Raw genomic sequence first — 17,350 nt, forward strand, 5'->3', positions numbered from 1 at the left:
GCTGTCTTTGGATGCAGGCGTTGTATTGGCGCTGAAATCCGATAACACCGATGCAGCCGCCGTTGCCCAACAATTAAACCTTGCTAAACAGCTCTACACCAACTCTCCAGGCTTATTGGAAGGTTTCATCATTGACGGCGCAGCCGCAGCTTTAGGCGCACAAGTTGCCGAGCAAACCGGCCTGACTTTCTTCGGCTCCAGCGACAAACTGCAAGACGTATCCGCTTTGGCCAAACGTGAAGCCAAACGCCTGTCTCCAGCCCAATTCCGTTACAACCTGATCGACTTTGCCCGCAAAGCCGATATGCGCATCGTTCTGCCTGAAGGCGCAGAACCGCGCACCGTCGCCGCTGCCGCTATCTGTCACGAAAAAGGCATCGCCCGTTGCGTACTGTTGGCGACCCGCGAAGAAGTTGAGGCCGTAGCTAAAGAACGCGGCATCAACCTGCCTGATTCTTTGGAAATCATCGATCCTGCTTCTTTGGTTGAGCAATACGTCGAGCCGATGTGCGAATTGCGCAAATCCAAAGGCCTGACTCCTGAAGACGCACGCAAACAGCTGCAAGACACTGTCGTACTGGGTACCATGATGATGGCTCAAAACGACGTAGACGGTTTGGTTTCCGGTGCAGTCCACACTACTGCCAACACCATCCGCCCTGCCCTGCAACTGATTAAAACCGCCCCGGGTGCAAGCCTCGTATCCAGCGTATTCTTCATGTTGCTGCCTAACCAAGTTTTAGCTTTCGGCGACTGCGCGGTTAACCCGAACCCAACTCCGGAACAACTGGCCGATATCGCCATCCAATCTGCCGACAGCGCCAAAGCTTTCGGTATCGATCCAAAAGTAGCCATGATTTCCTACTCTACCATCAACTCAGGCAGCGGCCCTGATGTCGATGCAGTAATCGAAGCAACCAAACTGGCTAATGAAAAACGCCCTGATTTGGCCATCGAAGGTCCGTTGCAATACGATGCGGCCACCGTTCCATCTATCGGCCAATCCAAAGCTCCAGGCAGCGCTGTTGCCGGTCAAGCAACCGTTTTGGTTTTCCCAGACCTCAACACCGGCAACTGTACTTACAAAGCCGTACAACGCAGCGCCAACGTCCTGAGCGTAGGCCCGTTGTTGCAAGGTTTGCGTAAACCGGTTAACGACTTGTCACGCGGCGCATTGATTGAAGACATCGTCTTCACCATCGCCCTGACTGCCGTTCAAGCCAAACAAATGCAAGGCTGATTGACAAGCTGATGCTTTGAAATCAAAGGCCGTCTGAAACCGATGTTTCAGACGGCCTTTCGTATCTTTACGCCAACTATATTATAATTCGCCATTATTTTCTGAAAGACTGCCCCAATGACTGCCTACCAGCAACAACTAGCCGACAAAAAGCAATATCTTCAGCAACTTTTCCAAGGACTGGATTTTCCTGAAATCGAAGTCTTTGAATCTCCGGAACAGCATTACAGAATGCGTGCCGAGTTCCGCATCTGGCATGAAGGCGGCGAAATGTTTTATGCCATGTTTGAGCGCGGACAAAAGGCAAGCGGGGCAAGCCTGATCCGTTGCGACCAATTTCCTGCCGCGTCCGAATCCATCAATGCCTTGATGCCGAAATTGATTGAAGCCGCGTCCAATCATCCCGAGCTGAAAAACCGCTGGTACGCCGTCGAATTTTTGTCCACTTTAAGCGGCGAAATGCTGGTTACCATGATTTACCACAAGAAGCTGAACGACGCATGGCAACAAACCGCGCAAGAGCTGGCGCACAATTTAGGCATCCACATCATCGGCCGCAGCCGCGGACAAAAAATCGTATTAAGCCAAGATTTTGTGACCGAAGCATTAGAAGTCAACGGCAAGACCTTCCGCTATCGTCAAATCGAGGGCAGCTTTACCCAACCCAATGCCCAAGTGTGCCAAAAAATGCTGACTTGGGCGTGTGATGCCGCGCAAAACTTAGGCAAAGACCTGCTTGAGCTGTACTGCGGCAACGGCAATTTCACCCTGCCGCTTTCACAACATTTCAATCAGGTGCTGGCAACCGAAGTTTCCAAAACTTCCGTCAATGCCGCCCAGTGGAATATTGAAGCCAACCAAATTACCAACCTCAAAATCGCCCGCCTGTCTGCTGAAGAATTTACCGAAGCCTACACGCAAAACCGTGAATTCCGCCGCCTGCAAGAACAAGGCATCGACTTGAAAAACTATGATTTTTCAACTATTTTCGTTGATCCCCCACGCGCCGGTGTTGATGATGAGACGCTCAAATTGGTAGCCCGATTCGACAACGTCCTCTATATTTCCTGCAACCCTGAAACCCTGCGCGCCAACCTCGACACGCTCTGTCAAACCCATACCATCGAACGCGCCGCCCTATTCGACCAATTCCCATTTACCCACCATATCGAAAGCGGCGTTTGGTTGAAGAAAAAATAAAATCATACAAAAAGGCCGTCTGAATGTTCAGACGGCCTTTAATTAAGGGCATATTAAGCGATTTTCAAATCAATCCGCTTCCAAAACCACTTTCATGGCTTGGTTTTCAGCAGCGTGCTTGAATACATCGTAAGCTTTTTCCAATTCGCTGAATTTGAAATGGTGGGTCATCATTTTAGTGTAATCCACTGAGCTGCTGGAAATGGCTTTCATCAGCATTTCAGTAGTATTGGCGTTAACCAGGCCGGTAGTAATGGCAAGGTTTTTAATCCACAGTTTTTCCAGTTTGAAATCAACGGATTGACCATGTACACCGACCACTGCGATATGGCCGCCGGGTTTCACGATGTCTTGACACATATTCCAAGTCGCAGGGATACCGACCGCTTCGATGGCGCAATCTACGCCGTCTTCGCCAACAATGTCGGCAACTTGCTTGCTTACATCGCCGGAAGCAGGGTTGATGGTATGGGTCGCGCCCAATTCTTTCGCCAGTTTCAAGCGGTTTTCGTCCATATCGCAAACGATGATGGCGGCAGGGCTATACAGTTGCTCAGTCAGCAAGGCAGACATACCGACAGGGCCGGCACCGGCGATGAATACGGTATCGCCAGGTTTCACATCACCATATTGCACGCCGATTTCATGGGCGGTCGGCAAGGCATCGCTCAACAGCAGGGCAACTTCTTCATTGACGTTGTCAGGCAGTGGAACCAAGCTGTTGTCGGCATAAGGCGTACGGACGTATTCGGCCTGAGTACCGTCAATCATATAGCCCAAGATCCAACCGCCGTTGCGGCAGTGTGAATAAAGTTGGATTTTACAGTTATCGCAAGTACAGCATTTGCTGACACATGAAATAATGACTTTATCACCAACTTTGATGTTTTTTACAGCATCGCCGACTTCTTCTACAATACCGATGCCCTCATGACCGAGAATACGACCGTCGGCAACTTCAGGGTTTTTACCCTTCCAAATACCCAAGTCAGTACCGCAAATCGTGGTTTTAACGATTTTGACGACTGCATCGGTCGGATCGATAATTTGAGGGCGGGGTTTTTCTTCGAAACGAATGTCGTTTGCGCCATGATAAACCATTGCTTTCATGTGAATCTCCTTGAGCAGTTAATAAACTTTAACAATACAGCGTAAATCCACGTTAACTATATTTATATACCCCTCCACCAGATAAGTCAATTCTGATTATTATTTCATATGTTATATTGTAACATATTGTTTTAAAAATAAATAATTAAAAAGCAAATGTTAATGAACACACCCACATCCTTCGCTCGACGACTCATCGATTGGCAGCGCCAACACGGCCGCCACAACCTGCCTTGGCAGGTCAAAGACCCGTATTCCGTCTGGCTTTCAGAAATCATGCTCCAACAAACGCAAGTAGCTACCGTATTGGACTACTATCCGCGTTTCTTAGCCACATTCCCAACCGTGCAATCGCTTGCCGCCGCGCCGCAAGACGAGGTTTTATCCTTGTGGGCAGGCTTGGGCTATTACAGCCGAGCACGCAACCTGCACAAAGCAGCGCAACAAGTCGTCGAACAATTCGGCGGTATCTTTCCATCCGATCGCAAAGACTTGGAAACGCTCTGCGGCGTAGGCAGAAGTACCGCCGCCGCCATTTCTGCCTTTTCTTTCAACCGACGCGAAACCATCTTGGACGGCAACGTCAAACGCGTTCTCTGCCGTGTCTTTGCCCAAGACGGAAATCCGCAAGACAAAAAATTTGAAAACGCGCTTTGGACGCTTGCAGAAAGCCTGATGCCGTCTGAAAACACCGATATGCCTGCCTATACACAAGGGCTGATGGATTTGGGCGCAACCGTCTGTAAACGGACAAAACCTTTGTGTCATCAATGCCCTATGGCAGAGATCTGCGAAGCAAAAAAACAAAACCGCATTGACGAGCTGCCCCGCAAAAAAACTGCTCCCGAAGTGCAAACCCTACCGCTTTATTGGCTGATTATTCATCACACTGACGGCGCATTATTGCTTGAAAAACGCCCTGCCAAAGGCATTTGGGGCGGTCTGTATTGCGTACCCTGTTTTGAAAAATTAGACGATTTGTATACTTACGCCGAACACTTCGGCATTGTTTCAGACGGCCTTGAAGAACAAACCACGTTTACCCACCGCCTGACCCACCGCTTATTGATGATTACCCCTTTTCAGACGCAACAAAGGCCGTCTGAACATCTTTCAGACGGCCTTTGGGTATCATTGGAACATTTGGCGGATTATGGTTTGCCCAAACCTTTAATCAAATATTTGGCTAAAGGCTAAACCGCCCTATTCCACAATCTCTTTAAATACAGCTTCTTTCCCACCGCGAATCAGTACGGCAAATCCATCGCCAATCTGCCAACTCGAGCTCGGATTGGCGTACTCGACGCCCTGACTCCGCAAGCGGACTTGCACCAGTTTCTCAACCGTATTGCCTTCACGCAGCTCAACCATCATCGGGCTGTGGCTGTTGATATAAATTGCAGTAATCGTCCGACCTTGTGCGGATTGATAACGGACAGAATACGTCTGCGCTTGTGCAATGACCGGTAACGGCGCATCAGGGCGCACGGCCTTATACGAGCCGCACGCAGCGCACAAACTCACGCACAAAGCGCAGATAATTTTATTCAACATAGGCATAGATCAGTAATGGTGATGCGGAATCTCGCCATCAAGACGGTAATAAGTGCCACAATACGGGCATTCAATCTCACTATTGGACTGAATCGGCAAGAACACACGCGGATGGCCGTTCCACGTTTCATGATTAGGGCCGGAGCAATGCAGCGGCAAATCCTGCGGCTTGATGACTACAACGTTTTTTTCAGACTGTGTACTCATGGTTTGGTTCCTCACTATGTTTTCTTATCTTCCGATATTGTAAAGCAAAACGGCCGCTAGGTTCAGACTGAAAACATTATATAATCACTTTTTTCAGACGGCCTTTGATGATTATGACGACCCTGCTCCGCCTTCAAGATTTCGATACTTCCGATTCCGCTTCATTTCTTTATACACTCAGCGCAGCCTATTTGGACCACACCGAACAGGCAGGCGACGAGGAAATGTCCGGCCTCAACGACGAACAGCATACATTGACTGCCCTTTGCTACCTCGACAGCCAGGTTCAAGAAGGCGGCTTTGTACAGCTTATCGCTTCAGGATACGGAGAATACATCTTCGGCAATCCGGTTGCCGACAGCCTGCGCCGCTGGCGCATCAAACCGATACCAAAAATCTTAGACAAAGCCAAAGCTCTGTACGAAAAACATGGCGAAGCCATTGAAAAAATGGCAGACGAGCAAAGGGGTTTCGACGAAATCCGCAAAGCTTTTCCCGATTTTGAAGAGCTTGACGGCGATTATTATGATGTTGCCGACGAAGACTTGGAAACCGCAGCAGCCTACGTTCAGGCAAATTGGGATAAATTTGCCAAACTGTCAGGCTGAAACCATAAAACTTTGCCGGTTTGAATCATCTGTTCAAACCGGCAAAATCATCAATACGTCAAATTAACGTTTGTTTTTCTGATAAATCGGCATCACTTCAGGCAACATTTTGCGGATTGCATTGATACGCGCCTGATTGGTTGGGTGAGTCGACAAAATAGCCAATGAGCTGCCGCCCTGTACTTTGTTCATTTTTTCCCACACGCTTACCGCTGCCTCAGGGTTGTAGCCTGCTTCAGCCATCAAACGCACACCGCCGGCATCCGCTTCGCTTTCCTGATAACGTGAGAACGGTTTGGTCGCCAACAAATCTGCACCCAAGCCGACCAAATCACCATCCACACCGGTTGAGCTGGCCAAAATCGAACCGCCCAAGCCGGTCAATACTTGTCCGCCCAAAGCTTTTTTACTGTGTTCCAACAAAGCATGGGTCATTTCATGGCCGACAACGGCGGCAATTTCATCATCAGTCAGCTTCAATTTTTCTACTATGCCGGTGTACACGGCCATTTTACCGCCCGGCATTGCCCATGCGTTCATTTCATCACTGCGGATAACGTTCATCTGCCAGTTGAAAGGCACGCCGGTTTTGTTGGCGCGCTCAGCATGAGGACGCAGACGTGCAAACACGCGTTGAACGCGTTGAGCAGTTGGAGATGAAACATCCAAAGCTTTTTGACCACGCGCTTTTTGAATGACTTGTGAGTAACTTTTAGCCGCGTCTTCATTTAAAGTCGCAGTATCGTAGCCAACCATATCCGCTACGGAAGTACAGCCGGTCAACGCCAAAATCACGCCCATGCCGGCCCAATATTTTTTATTCCATTTTCCCAACATGTTTTCTCTCTGTGTTTTTAAGTTAATGTAACGACATTGTACCCAAATTTAATACACTTTACACAAAAGGCCGTCTGAACGGTTTCAGACGGCCTTTAAGCGCAATATTTAAGAGCGGCGCTGCAACATCCAAGACTCAATCTTACGCGCATCGTTCACGCGTGTTGTGGAAGACGGAGAGTTGAGCAATACGATGGTAATCGGCTGATTCTGTACATTGGCCTTAACCACCATAGAACGTCCTGCCTCGCGGATATAGCCGGTTTTCTGCAATTCAATATTCCAGCTGCCCTCACGCACCAAGGCATTGGAGTTTTTGTAGTTTTGACGACCATTTGCCGTCCAAACCGAGCCATAATTTGAAGTAGAATTTTTGCGGATCAGCGGATATTTGCTGGCTGCCGCAACCATGCGGTTCAAATCGCGTGCAGTTGAAACGTTTTGGAAATTCAAACCGGTAGGCTCATAGAAACGGCTGCTGGTCATGCCCAGGCTTTGTGCTTTGGCATTCATTGCCGCAACAAACGCGCTCATACCACCCGGATAGGTACGGCCCAACGCATGGGTAGCACGGTTTTCACTGCTCATCAGGCTCAGGTGCAACAGTTCGCCGCGTGTCAGTGTCGTGCCGATGCTCAAACGGCTGCCCGTACCTTTCAGACGGTCGATTTCAGCCTCAGTAATCGTGATAGGCTCGTTCATATCCAGATGCGCATCCAACACCACCATCGCGCTCATCAATTTGGAAATAGAGGCAATCGGCATGACACGATCAGGGTTTTTCTGATACAGCACTTCACCGGTTTTATTATTGAAAATCAAAGCAGATTGCGAAGACAGCAAAGGACCTGCCAAAGCGGCTTGAGCTTCGACTTGGTCGGCATGACTCAACGCAAAAGCTTCCATCGGGTCATTTTGCACTGGGAAATTTTGTTCCAAAAATTGTCCCAATACATCCATATCATCGGCAACGGCAGGTGCAGAAGCAAAGGCCAATGCCACACCTGTCCATACCATTCCTAAAGTTTTATAGAATTTCATATCTGCCAATTCAAAAAAATACATTTAATTCAACATTCTGTTAAATTTTTTGCTAATTGTAAAGCGAGTTGAGAAAACTTTGCGTTTGTTTGCGAGATATTCAAATCCAGCACCCTCATCTGTTTCTTAGACGATACGGCGCAATGCCTGCTCTGATTTGAAAAAACACAAGATAGTTATTATACTTAGGCTCCTTTGTCAGAGGCACTCCCTCAATCCGGCAATACGCCCGAAATATCTGTTCCCCCTTTACAACACAGCCTCCATACAACCATACGAAGAAATTATTATGTCTGAAGAAAAACGCACCTGTTCATTCTGCGGGAAGTCCGAAAACGACGTTAAAAATCTGATCGAAGGCGAACACGCCTTCATCTGCAACGAATGTGTAGAAACTTGCGGCATGATGCTGCAAGACAACGAATCAGGCGAGATTGAAAACGAGCTTGCCAAAGTGAACGCAGAAAACACCGAGAAAAAACTGCCTACCCCGGCCGAAATCGTTGCCAACCTCAACGACCACGTTATCGGTCAGGAACACGCAAAAAAAGCGTTGGCAGTATCGGTTTACAACCACTACAAACGCCTGCGCCACCCGAAAGCAGAGGGCAAAGTCGAGTTGTCCAAATCCAACATCCTGCTCATCGGCCCTACCGGCTCAGGTAAAACTCTGTTGGCGCAATCTTTGGCGCGCAAACTGGATGTTCCTTTTGTCATGGCGGATGCCACAACTTTGACCGAAGCCGGTTATGTTGGTGAAGATGTCGAACAAATCATCACCAAACTTTTGGGCAAATGTGATTTTGACGTTGAAAAAGCCCAGCGCGGCATCGTTTATATCGATGAAATCGATAAAATTTCACGCAAAAGCGACAATCCGTCCATCACGCGCGACGTATCCGGCGAAGGCGTGCAACAAGCCTTGCTGAAACTGATTGAAGGCACGGTAGCGAGCGTTCCTCCGCAAGGCGGCCGCAAACATCCGAACCAAGAATTCATCAACGTTGATACCACCAACATCCTCTTTATCTGCGGCGGTGCATTTGCCGGCTTGGAAAAAGTCATCCGCCAACGTACTGAAAAAGGTGGTATCGGCTTTGGTGCGGCGGTGCACAGCAAAGATGAAAACGCCGATATTTCAGCCCTGTTTGAAACAGTCGAGCCTGAAGACTTAATTAAATTCGGTTTGATTCCCGAGCTTATCGGCCGTCTGCCCGTGATTGCCACATTGGCAGAATTGGACGAAGATGCTTTGGTCAACATTTTGACCGAACCGAAAAATGCCTTGGTCAAACAATATCAAACCTTGTTTGCAATGGAAGATATCGGTCTTGAGTTTGAAGAAAACGCCTTGCACAGCATCGCCAAACTGGCGATGGAACGCAAAACCGGTGCGCGCGGCCTGCGCTCTATCGTCGAACGTTGCCTCTTGGACACCATGTACGCCCTACCGGATTTGAAAGGCGTAGCAAAAGTCGTCATCAATAAAGAGGTCGTGGAAAAAGGCGAACAGCCAAAACTTTTCCGTGCAGACGGCAGCGAATATAAGCAATAAGGATCATTCTCCGAAAAAGACGTGTACTCGCTACACGTCTTTTTTATTTTTTAATAAAACCAAAAGTATATCTTTGAATAATGGTCTTATACATGAAAAACAAAGGCCGTCTGAAACATATTCAGACGGCCTTTGTTTTCAAGTTGCTCTAAGTCTGCCTTCATCCGGAGTATTGATGAGAGTGACTTCCTTGAATTTTATGAAGCTTATTTTTTTACTTTTTTAACAGCTTTTTTAGCTGGAGCAGCTTTGGCGGCAGGTTCAGAAGCCGCAGCTTCAGGAGCAGCAGTTTCAGGAGCAGCTACTGGTTCAGATGCAGCAGGCTCGGAGGCAGCTGATTCAGCCGTACGTTGATAGCCTTTGCCTTTCATGCAGGCATCAAATACAGCGCGATCAGCATTTTCACCAGATGCTTGTTGACATTGAGTCATTGCTTCTTCAACAGTGATGCGTGGCGCTGCCGCTTCTTCAGGTTTGGAAGAAGAACAAGCTGCCAACATCAGGCTACCGGTTGCAAGAGCGATCAATAAAGTTTTCATAATTGTATATTCCTAAATTTTGATTTTATGGTTTACCGTTAAACGGGAGATACAGGCTACAAAACAAGCTCTGCACCTCAATATTGAGTACGTGAGTACAATTTAGTTTCATTTCAGCCTGTAAGTTTTTGATAAATTAATTCTATTGATGTTAAGACAAATGCTTAATTCCTAATAAACTCAAAACCTTGCAGACCAGTAAATTTTTCTGTTTTTGAACTGTAAAAATATCAAAACATGGTCAATCCTAGCCGCAACCACCATTTTGGGAGTCCCTCTTTTTATGGCATAATGGACTACTTGACGGATTATTCCGCTCCCCATTTTTTTCAAACCGCAGAATCAACATCATACTGCGGTTTGTCCATTTCAGAATCAGATTTTTCAGACGGCCTATCATTCAAAAGGCCGTCTGAACAGAAAGCCACCATCATGAATCCTTTCTCTTCACTCGGTTTAGGCAGCGAATTAGTCTCTGCCCTGACCGATCAGGGTTATGAAAACCCGACGCCTATCCAAGCAGTAGCAATTCCCAAAGCCTTGGCAGGACACGACCTTTTGGCCGCAGCACAAACCGGCACAGGTAAAACCGCCGCCTTTATGCTGCCCAGCCTCGAACGCCTGAAACGCTACGCCACATCCAGCACCTCCCCTGCCATGCACCCTGTTCGTATGTTGGTATTGACCCCAACCCGCGAACTGGCTGATCAAATTGACCAAAACGTGCAGGCATACATTAAAAATCTTCCTTTGCGTCACACCGTCCTCTTCGGAGGCGTCAATATGGATAAACAAACTGCCGACTTGCGCGCCGGTTGCGAAATCGTTGTCGCTACGGTTGGCCGACTGCTTGACCACGTCAAACAAAAAAATATTAATTTAAACAAAGTTGAAATCGTTGTACTCGATGAAGCCGACCGTATGCTTGATATGGGTTTCATCGACGATATCCGCAAAATCATGCAGATGTTGCCCAAACAGCGACAAACCCTGCTTTTTTCCGCCACTTTCTCACCTCCTATCCGCAAGCTCGCGCAAGATTTTATGCACACGCCCGAAATGGTTGAAGTGGCTGCGCAAAACACCACCAACGCCAATGTCGAGCAACACATCATTGCCGTTGATGCACTCAAAAAACGCAACCTGCTCGAACGTCTGATTGTTGATTTGCATATGAATCAAGTCATTGTATTCTGCAAAACCAAACAAAGCGTCGATCAAGTTACCCGCGACCTCGTCCGCCGCAACATTGCCGCGCAATCCATCCACGGCGACAAATCCCAACAAAGCCGACTAGAAACCCTCAACGCCTTTAAAGAAGGTACATTACGCGTTTTGGTTGCCACCGACGTTGCCGCGCGCGGTCTGGATATTGCCGAGTTGCCTTTCGTCATCAACTACGAGCTGCCAACCCAACCTGAAGACTACGTCCACCGCATCGGACGTACCGGCCGGGCCGGTGCCGACGGCGTTGCCATTTCCTTGATGGATAAAACCGAACAGAAAATGTTTGAATCTATTAAAGAACTAACCGGCAGCGATTTGAATGTGGAACGCATCGAAGGCTTTGAGCCGCATTGGTGGGGCACCGACAATCAAGATGAAGCCGAAGCACAACTGGTTCAGCACAACGACAGCTGCTCTCGTCGCGATGATAGAAACAAACGCAACGAATACGCGAGCAAGTCAGATAAAAACTCGAAAAAAGCAGAAGAGAAAAACGATCCGGGTATTGCCTGCGGCAAAATTGCTGGCAGAACACGCCGCAGCCGTCACGAGCGTCAGCCTTGCGCCCTGCTCCAACCTGGTTTTGGCGTAAAGTAAACAACGCTGATTAATCGGTTTCTGATTATTTATCCTAAGCAAAGGCCGTCTGAAACTTATCTTTCAGACGGCCTTTTATTAAACTAAAAATAAAAAGGACGTGATGAACACGCCCTTTTTATTTTTCCGTTTCAGACGGCCTTTATTATTTAAGGCCGTCTGAAAATCGGTTTACCTTGTTACCTTAAACATTCACGGTTTCGGCTACTTCGTTGTAGCTGTCGATTTCGTTAAAGTTCATATAGCGGTAGATTTGGTCGCCCTGCTCGTTGATGATACCGATATTGGCTTGGTATTCTTCAACAGTCGGGATTTTACCCAGTTTGGAGCAGATTGCCGCCAACTCAGCCGACCCGAGGTAAACAAAGGTGTTTTTACCCAAGCGGTTCGGGAAGTTACGGGTAGAAGTGGACATTACAGTCGCTCCTTCGTGTACTTGTGCTTGGTTACCCATACACAATGAGCAACCCGGCATTTCCATACGCGCGCCTGCACGGCCGAGTACGCCGTAGTGACCTTCGTCGGACAACTCTTTCGCGTCCATTTTGGTCGGCGGCGCCATCCACAGGCGGACGGGGATGTCGCTCTTGCCTTCCAAGAGTTTGGAAGCGGCGCGGAAGTGGCCGATGTTGGTCATGCACGAACCAATGAATACTTCGTCGATTTTGGTGCCGGAACGTTCGGACATGAAGCATACGTCGTCTGGGTCGTTCGGGCAGGCGATAATCGGCTCTTTGATGTCGTCCATGTTGATTTCAATCACGGCGGCGTATTCGGCATCTTTATCCGCTTCGAGCAGCTCCGGATTCGCCAGCCATTTTTCCATGGCTTTGATGCGGCGTTCCAAAGTGCGCGGGTCTTGATAGCCGTCGGCAATCATGTTTTTCATCAATACGACGTTGGATTTCATGTACTCGATAATCGGCTCTTTGTTGAGCTTCACGGTACAGCCGGCGGCGGAGCGTTCGGCGGATGCGTCGGTCAATTCAAAGGCTTGTTCCACTTTCAAATCAGGCAGGCCTTCGATTTCGAGGATGCGGCCGGAGAAGATGTTTTTCTTACCGGCTTTGGCAACGGTCAGCAAACCTTGTTTAATCGCGTACAGCGGAATGGCGTTCACCAAATCGCGCAGGGTGACGCCCGGTTGCAGTTTGCCGCTGAAGCGTACCAATACAGATTCAGGCATATCGAGCGGCATCACGCCGGTGGCAGCAGCGAAAGCAACCAATCCCGAGCCTGCGGGGAAGGAAATACCGATAGGGAAACGGGTGTGGCTGTCGCCGCCGGTACCGACGGTATCGGGCAACAGCAGGCGGTTGAGCCATGAGTGGATCACGCCATCGCCCGGACGCAGAGCCACGCCGCCACGGGTAGAAATAAAGGCAGGCAGTTCTTTATGGGTTCTGACATCGACAGGTTTCGGATAAGCAGCGGTGTGACAGAAAGACTGCATCACCATGTCGGCGGAGAAGCCCAAACAAGCCAAGTCTTTCAACTCGTCGCGAGTCATCGGACCGGTAGTGTCTTGTGAGCCGACCGTCGTCATGCGCGGTTCGCAATAAGTACCCGGGCGCACGCCTTGTCCTTCGGGCAGACCGCAGGCGCGACCGACCATTTTTTGTGCCAACGTGAACCCGGCTTTGCTTTCGGCAGGTGCTTGAGGCAGGCGGAACTCGGTAGAGGCAGGCAGTTTCAACGCTTCGCGCGCTTTGGCGGTCAGACCGCGACCGATAATCAGGTTGATACGGCCACCGGCTTGCACTTCGTCCAGCAATACTTGGGATTTCAGGCTGAACTCGGCAACGGTTTCGCCGTTTTTCACGATTTTGCCTTCATAAGGCAGAATATCGACGACATCGCCCATTTTCAGCGCGGAAACATCGACTTCAATCGGCAGCGCACCGGAGTCTTCTTGAGTATTGAAGAAAATCGGCGCGATTTTGCCACCCAGGCATACGCCGCCGAAACGTTTGTTCGGTACGAACGGAATATCTTCGCCGGTATGCCAAATGACGGAGTTGGTCGCGGATTTGCGTGAAGAACCAGTACCGACCACATCGCCGACGTAGGCAACGGGATGACCTTTGGCTTTGAGTTCTTCCAATAATTTAATCGGACCGACTTCGCCCGGTTTGTCAGGATTGATGCCGTCGCGCGGGTTTTTCAACATCGCCAGCGCGTGCAGAGGTATATCAGGACGGCTCCATGCGTCAGGTGCAGGAGAGAGATCGTCTGTATTGGTTTCACCGTCGACTTTGAAGACGGTAACAGTGATTTTTTCTGGAACTTTGGCGCGAGAAGTGAACCATTCGGCATCTGCCCAAGATTGCAATACTTCTTGCGCGTATTTGTTGCCTTTTTCGGCTTTTTCTTGAACATCGTGGAAAGAGTCAAACATCAACAGAGTGTGTTTCAGACCATTTGCAGCGATAGGTGCAAGTTTGTCGTTGTCCAAGAGTTCGATGAGTGCATGGATGTTGTAACCGCCAAGCATGGTACCCAACAGCTCGGTAGCATACTCAGGGGAAATCAGCGGACTGGATACGCTACCTTCGGCAACGGCTGCCAAAAATGAGGCTTTAACTTTGGCGGCATCATCCACACCGGGCGGTACGCGGTGAGCCAACAGCTCAACCAAGAATTCACCTTCACCGGCAGGTGGATTTTTCAGCAGCTCAACCAAATCAGCAGTCTGCTGAGCAGTCAGAGGAAGGGCGGGAATACCAAGGGCAGCGCGCTCGGCGGCGGCTTTACGATAGGCTTCTAACATCTCTTTGTTCCTTTTTCTGTTTTTTCTTCTGGGCAATTGCAAATGATTTGCAATTAAAGATTGTAAACAATCCTTTTAAGCATCATAGACCAGTTTTCAAAAAATGGGAACAGTTATGTTACTGAATGTAATAAATTTAAACTATTTTATTTAATGTGTTAATAGTCTAACCTATCTAAAGCCACCCTATTCTAGGCGTTTTAGCCAAACAGACGGGAAACTTCGGCTGATTTTTTACGGTACGGCAATATGATTTCAACGCGGAACAGGCCGTCTGATTGGATGTTTCTGATTTTCGCGTCGGTGTCATACATCAAAGTCAAGCGCTCTTTCAGATTGCGCAGAGCCATAGAATTACCTTTATGCGGCTTGGTATTTTCATTAGGTTCTTTTCCACACGGATTTTCGATACTGATGAAAATAGATGATTTTTCCAATTTTGTTAATACTGTAATTATCCCTGGGCGGTGGCTGGATTCGACACCATGGAATACAGCGTTTTCCAAAAGCGGTTGCAGCAGCAGATGCGGCGTTTCCGCATCGTCGGGTGCATGGTGCTGCCACATAACCTGTACACGCATATGTCCCATGCGGATTTGCTCGATGGCAATATATTCCTGCGCCCACTCGATTTCCTGCCCCAAGGTGCTGTTTTGACTACCGTCGCGCAGTTGTGCGCGGAACAGGTTGGCTAGATTCTCCAGCAAAGTTTCCGCATCATACGGACGCAGACGGATTAAGCTGATGGCGGCATTCAGGCTGTTAAACAAGAAATGCGGACGGATACGCGCCGTCAACGCACTCAATCTGGCTTCGGAAATAGAAGGCGCAAGGCTGTTGCGGCGGGCCGCTTCGATGTACATGAAACTGAAACAAAAAAAGGTCAGCAAGAAGAAGTGCTGAATCAACGACCAAATATCTGTCTTCAAAATTACTAAATCGACAAACAAGAAAATCAGCAGGTTGGAGACGTAGGAAACCACAACGCTGTACTGCGAGCGAAGCAGGGACGGCGCAAATGCCTGTAAGAAATAGACCTTAAGTAAAATTAAAAGGATGACGGGGCAAGCCCATGAAAAATGTTGGAAAATCTGTTCCGGATAAGGCACCCCCGATACTGTCATCAACGGAAAGATAAACAAACTGATTAACAAAATAATGAGCAGGCGCACCAAAGTTGCGGAATTGCGCAAATCCGGCACTGCGAAATTCTGGTTTATTTGACGTATAATAGACATGATTTCAACCGTTTTCTTTCATAATGTATAGACGGGTCTGCTATATTGAAGACGTAGACCCTGTTTTTTTATTTATATTTTAAGGATGCTGATATGAGCAAGGACAAAACCTGGTCAGGCCGTTTTAACGAACCTGTTTCCGAGCTGGTCAAAAAATATACCGGCTCGATTGATTTTGACAAACGACTGGCCGAATGGGACATCCAAGGCTCGCTGGCACACGCGCAAATGCTGACACAGTCGGGTGTTTTGAGCGAAGACGACCTCTCCGCCATCCGTCAGGGCATGGCCGAGATTATAGCAGAAATCAAAGAAGGAACGATTTCCTGGTCACTGGATTTGGAAGATGTCCACATGAATATCGAACGCCGCCTTACCGACAAAATCGGCGATGCCGGCAAACGCCTGCACACCGGCCGCAGCCGCAACGACCAAGTCGCCACCGACATCCGCCTGTGGCTGCGCGATCAAATTACCGTTATCCAAAGCCTGATTCAAAACCTTCAGACGGCCTTGGTTGATTTGGCGGAACAAAACGCCGAAACCGTCATGCCCGGCTTTACCCATCTGCAAGTTGCCCAGCCGGTCAGCTTCGGGCATCACATGCTCGCCTATGTCGAAATGCTCGGACGCGATTTCGAGCGCATGGCCGACTGCCACAAACGCGTCAACCGTATGCCGCTCGGCGCCGCCGCCCTTGCCGGTACCACCTACCCGATTCAACGCGAAATCACCGCCGAGCTGTTGGGCTTCGAACAAATCTGCCAAAACTCGCTCGATGCCGTATCCGACCGCGATTTTGCCATTGAGTTCACGGCTGCCGCTTCTCTGATTATGGTTCACCTGAGCCGTCTTTCCGAAGAATTGATTTTGTGGATGAGCCCGCATTTCGGCTTTATCGATATTGCCGACCGTTTCTGCACCGGCTCATCCATCATGCCGCAAAAGAAAAACCCCGACGTACCTGAACTGGTGCGCGGTAAATCCGGTCGCGTAATTGGCCACCTGATCGGCCTGGTTACCCTGATGAAATCGCAGCCTTTGGCATACAACAAAGACAATCAGGAAGACAAAGAGCCTTTGTTTGACACTGCCGACACACTTATCGACACCCTGCGCATTTACGCCGATATGATGCGCGGCGTGACCGTCAAACCCGACAATATGCGCGCCGCCGTGATGCAGGGTTTTGCAACGGCTACCGACTTGGCGGATTACTTGGTGAAAAAAGGCATGCCTTTCCGCGACAGCCACGAAGTTGTTGCCCAAGCTGTGCGCCATGCCGATGAAGCTGGCGTTGATTTGAGCGAATTGCCGCTTGAAGTCCTGCAAGGTTTCAGCGGTTTGATTGCCGAAGATGTTTACAGCGTGCTGACACCCGAAGGCAGCTTAAACGCGCGCAACCACTTGGGCGGCACCGCGCCTGAACAAGTCCGTTTCCAAGTCAAACGCTGGCGTGAATTGTTGGCTTAAACCTATCTAAACACATAATAAAAGGCCGTCTGAAAATTTTCAGACGGCCTTTTGATTACCCATGTTACACTCAACCTCACAATAAAAACAGATAAAACCTAAACTTATCTTCAAACGAGAAAACACGCCCCCTGACTTTGCCGCCATCTTCAAA

General features: G+C 48.9%; 15 protein-coding genes. 7 read left to right on the top strand and 8 right to left on the bottom strand.

Annotated features, from left to right (window positions below):
• Positions 1 to 1,240 (top strand): phosphate acetyltransferase (gene pta / locus O3660_RS09755; RefSeq protein WP_371464910.1); only part of this gene is annotated, 1,240 nt, incomplete at its 5' end.
• Positions 1,241 to 1,357: 117 nt separating this feature from the next.
• A complete protein-coding gene (trmA, locus tag O3660_RS09760; RefSeq protein ID WP_371464911.1) occupies positions 1,358 to 2,440 on the top strand; it encodes a tRNA (uridine(54)-C5)-methyltransferase TrmA in 1,083 nt (360 codons plus the stop codon).
• Between the two features lie 69 nt (positions 2,441 to 2,509).
• Here trmA and O3660_RS09765 read toward each other — a convergent pair whose 3' ends face one another.
• Positions 2,510 to 3,550, bottom strand: coding sequence for a zinc-dependent alcohol dehydrogenase family protein (locus O3660_RS09765; protein ID WP_293193080.1), 1,041 nt, complete (start codon positions 3,548 to 3,550; stop codon positions 2,510 to 2,512).
• Positions 3,551 to 3,712: 162 nt separating this feature from the next.
• Here O3660_RS09765 and mutY point away from each other — a divergent pair, with 162 nt between their 5' ends.
• A complete protein-coding gene (gene mutY, locus O3660_RS09770) occupies positions 3,713 to 4,747 on the top strand; it encodes an A/G-specific adenine glycosylase (protein WP_049352129.1) in 1,035 nt (344 codons plus the stop codon).
• A gap of 6 nt (positions 4,748 to 4,753) precedes the next feature.
• On the opposite strand, the gene O3660_RS09775 is transcribed toward mutY, so the two are convergent.
• Both O3660_RS09775 and O3660_RS09780 read right to left on the bottom strand, forming a co-directional pair.
• Positions 4,754 to 5,110, bottom strand: a complete 357-nt coding sequence (locus O3660_RS09775; RefSeq protein WP_049352126.1) for a hypothetical protein — start codon at positions 5,108 to 5,110, stop codon at positions 4,754 to 4,756.
• A 3-nt stretch (positions 5,111 to 5,113) separates the two neighbouring features.
• Positions 5,114 to 5,311: a zinc-finger domain-containing protein gene (locus O3660_RS09780; protein WP_003745781.1), complete on the bottom strand. Its 198-nt coding sequence runs from the start codon at positions 5,309 to 5,311 to the stop codon at positions 5,114 to 5,116.
• Between the two features lie 113 nt (positions 5,312 to 5,424).
• Between O3660_RS09780 and O3660_RS09785 the strand changes: the two genes are divergently transcribed.
• Positions 5,425 to 5,919, top strand: a complete 495-nt coding sequence (locus O3660_RS09785) for a DMP19 family protein (protein ID WP_049352179.1) — start codon at positions 5,425 to 5,427, stop codon at positions 5,917 to 5,919.
• Positions 5,920 to 5,982: 63 nt separating this feature from the next.
• Here O3660_RS09785 and O3660_RS09790 read toward each other — a convergent pair whose 3' ends face one another.
• Together O3660_RS09790 and O3660_RS09795 are read right to left on the bottom strand one after the other, a co-directional pair.
• The gene (locus tag O3660_RS09790) at positions 5,983 to 6,756 is read right to left on the bottom strand and encodes a M48 family metallopeptidase (protein WP_049329845.1); all 774 of its coding nucleotides are present in this window, start codon (positions 6,754 to 6,756) and stop codon (positions 5,983 to 5,985) included.
• 108 nt (positions 6,757 to 6,864) lie between these two features.
• Complete coding sequence (locus O3660_RS09795; RefSeq protein WP_371440889.1) at positions 6,865 to 7,773, bottom strand: serine hydrolase; 909 nt, start codon at positions 7,771 to 7,773, stop codon at positions 6,865 to 6,867.
• A gap of 313 nt (positions 7,774 to 8,086) precedes the next feature.
• On the opposite strand from O3660_RS09795, the gene clpX reads away from it, so the two are divergent.
• Positions 8,087 to 9,352 (top strand): ATP-dependent Clp protease ATP-binding subunit ClpX, encoded by a 1,266-nt coding sequence (gene clpX / locus O3660_RS09800; protein WP_371464913.1) that lies wholly within the window; start codon positions 8,087 to 8,089, stop codon positions 9,350 to 9,352.
• 206 nt (positions 9,353 to 9,558) lie between these two features.
• On the opposite strand, the gene O3660_RS09805 is transcribed toward clpX, so the two are convergent.
• Positions 9,559 to 9,891, bottom strand: a complete 333-nt coding sequence (locus O3660_RS09805) for a hypothetical protein (RefSeq protein ID WP_137040409.1) — start codon at positions 9,889 to 9,891, stop codon at positions 9,559 to 9,561.
• A gap of 360 nt (positions 9,892 to 10,251) precedes the next feature.
• Here O3660_RS09805 and O3660_RS09810 point away from each other — a divergent pair, with 360 nt between their 5' ends.
• Positions 10,252 to 11,715: a DEAD/DEAH box helicase gene (locus tag O3660_RS09810; RefSeq protein ID WP_371464924.1), complete on the top strand. Its 1,464-nt coding sequence runs from the start codon at positions 10,252 to 10,254 to the stop codon at positions 11,713 to 11,715.
• 184 nt (positions 11,716 to 11,899) lie between these two features.
• On the opposite strand, the gene acnB is transcribed toward O3660_RS09810, so the two are convergent.
• Both acnB and O3660_RS09820 read right to left on the bottom strand, forming a co-directional pair.
• Positions 11,900 to 14,485, bottom strand: coding sequence for a bifunctional aconitate hydratase 2/2-methylisocitrate dehydratase (gene acnB, locus O3660_RS09815; protein WP_049352109.1), 2,586 nt, complete (start codon positions 14,483 to 14,485; stop codon positions 11,900 to 11,902).
• A 200-nt stretch (positions 14,486 to 14,685) separates the two neighbouring features.
• Positions 14,686 to 15,723, bottom strand: a complete 1,038-nt coding sequence (locus O3660_RS09820) for a sensor histidine kinase (RefSeq protein ID WP_049329839.1) — start codon at positions 15,721 to 15,723, stop codon at positions 14,686 to 14,688.
• A gap of 93 nt (positions 15,724 to 15,816) precedes the next feature.
• On the opposite strand from O3660_RS09820, the gene argH reads away from it, so the two are divergent.
• Entirely contained in the window at positions 15,817 to 17,196 is a 1,380-nt protein-coding gene (gene argH, locus O3660_RS09825; protein ID WP_049352107.1) for an argininosuccinate lyase, read from the top strand.
• The last annotated feature ends 154 nt before the right edge of the window (positions 17,197 to 17,350 follow it).

Origin of the sequence: Neisseria sp. 27098_8_139 (assembly GCF_041433195.1) — a bacterium.
Taxonomy (GTDB): domain Bacteria; phylum Pseudomonadota; class Gammaproteobacteria; order Burkholderiales; family Neisseriaceae; genus Neisseria; species Neisseria subflava.

Excerpts from the sequence above, each read along its gene's own strand:
- O3660_RS09795 (WP_371440889.1), bottom strand. The coding sequence starts at position 7,773 with ATGGTATGGACAGGTGTGGCATTGGCCTTTGCTTCTGCACCTGCCGTT.
- O3660_RS09765 (WP_293193080.1), bottom strand. The coding sequence starts at position 3,550 with ATGAAAGCAATGGTTTATCATGGCGCAAACGACATTCGTTTCGAAGAA.
- argH (WP_049352107.1), top strand. The coding sequence starts at position 15,817 with ATGAGCAAGGACAAAACCTGGTCAGGCCGTTTTAACGAACCTGTTTCC.
- mutY (WP_049352129.1), top strand. The coding sequence starts at position 3,713 with ATGAACACACCCACATCCTTCGCTCGACGACTCATCGATTGGCAGCGC.
- O3660_RS09775 (WP_049352126.1), bottom strand. The coding sequence starts at position 5,110 with ATGCCTATGTTGAATAAAATTATCTGCGCTTTGTGCGTGAGTTTGTGC.
- O3660_RS09785 (WP_049352179.1), top strand. The coding sequence starts at position 5,425 with ATGACGACCCTGCTCCGCCTTCAAGATTTCGATACTTCCGATTCCGCT.
- clpX (WP_371464913.1), top strand. The coding sequence starts at position 8,087 with ATGTCTGAAGAAAAACGCACCTGTTCATTCTGCGGGAAGTCCGAAAAC.
- O3660_RS09805 (WP_137040409.1), bottom strand. The coding sequence starts at position 9,891 with ATGAAAACTTTATTGATCGCTCTTGCAACCGGTAGCCTGATGTTGGCA.
- trmA (WP_371464911.1), top strand. The coding sequence starts at position 1,358 with ATGACTGCCTACCAGCAACAACTAGCCGACAAAAAGCAATATCTTCAG.
- O3660_RS09790 (WP_049329845.1), bottom strand. The coding sequence starts at position 6,756 with ATGTTGGGAAAATGGAATAAAAAATATTGGGCCGGCATGGGCGTGATT.
- acnB (WP_049352109.1), bottom strand. The coding sequence starts at position 14,485 with ATGTTAGAAGCCTATCGTAAAGCCGCCGCCGAGCGCGCTGCCCTTGGT.
- O3660_RS09820 (WP_049329839.1), bottom strand. The coding sequence starts at position 15,723 with ATGTCTATTATACGTCAAATAAACCAGAATTTCGCAGTGCCGGATTTG.
- O3660_RS09780 (WP_003745781.1), bottom strand. The coding sequence starts at position 5,311 with ATGAGTACACAGTCTGAAAAAAACGTTGTAGTCATCAAGCCGCAGGAT.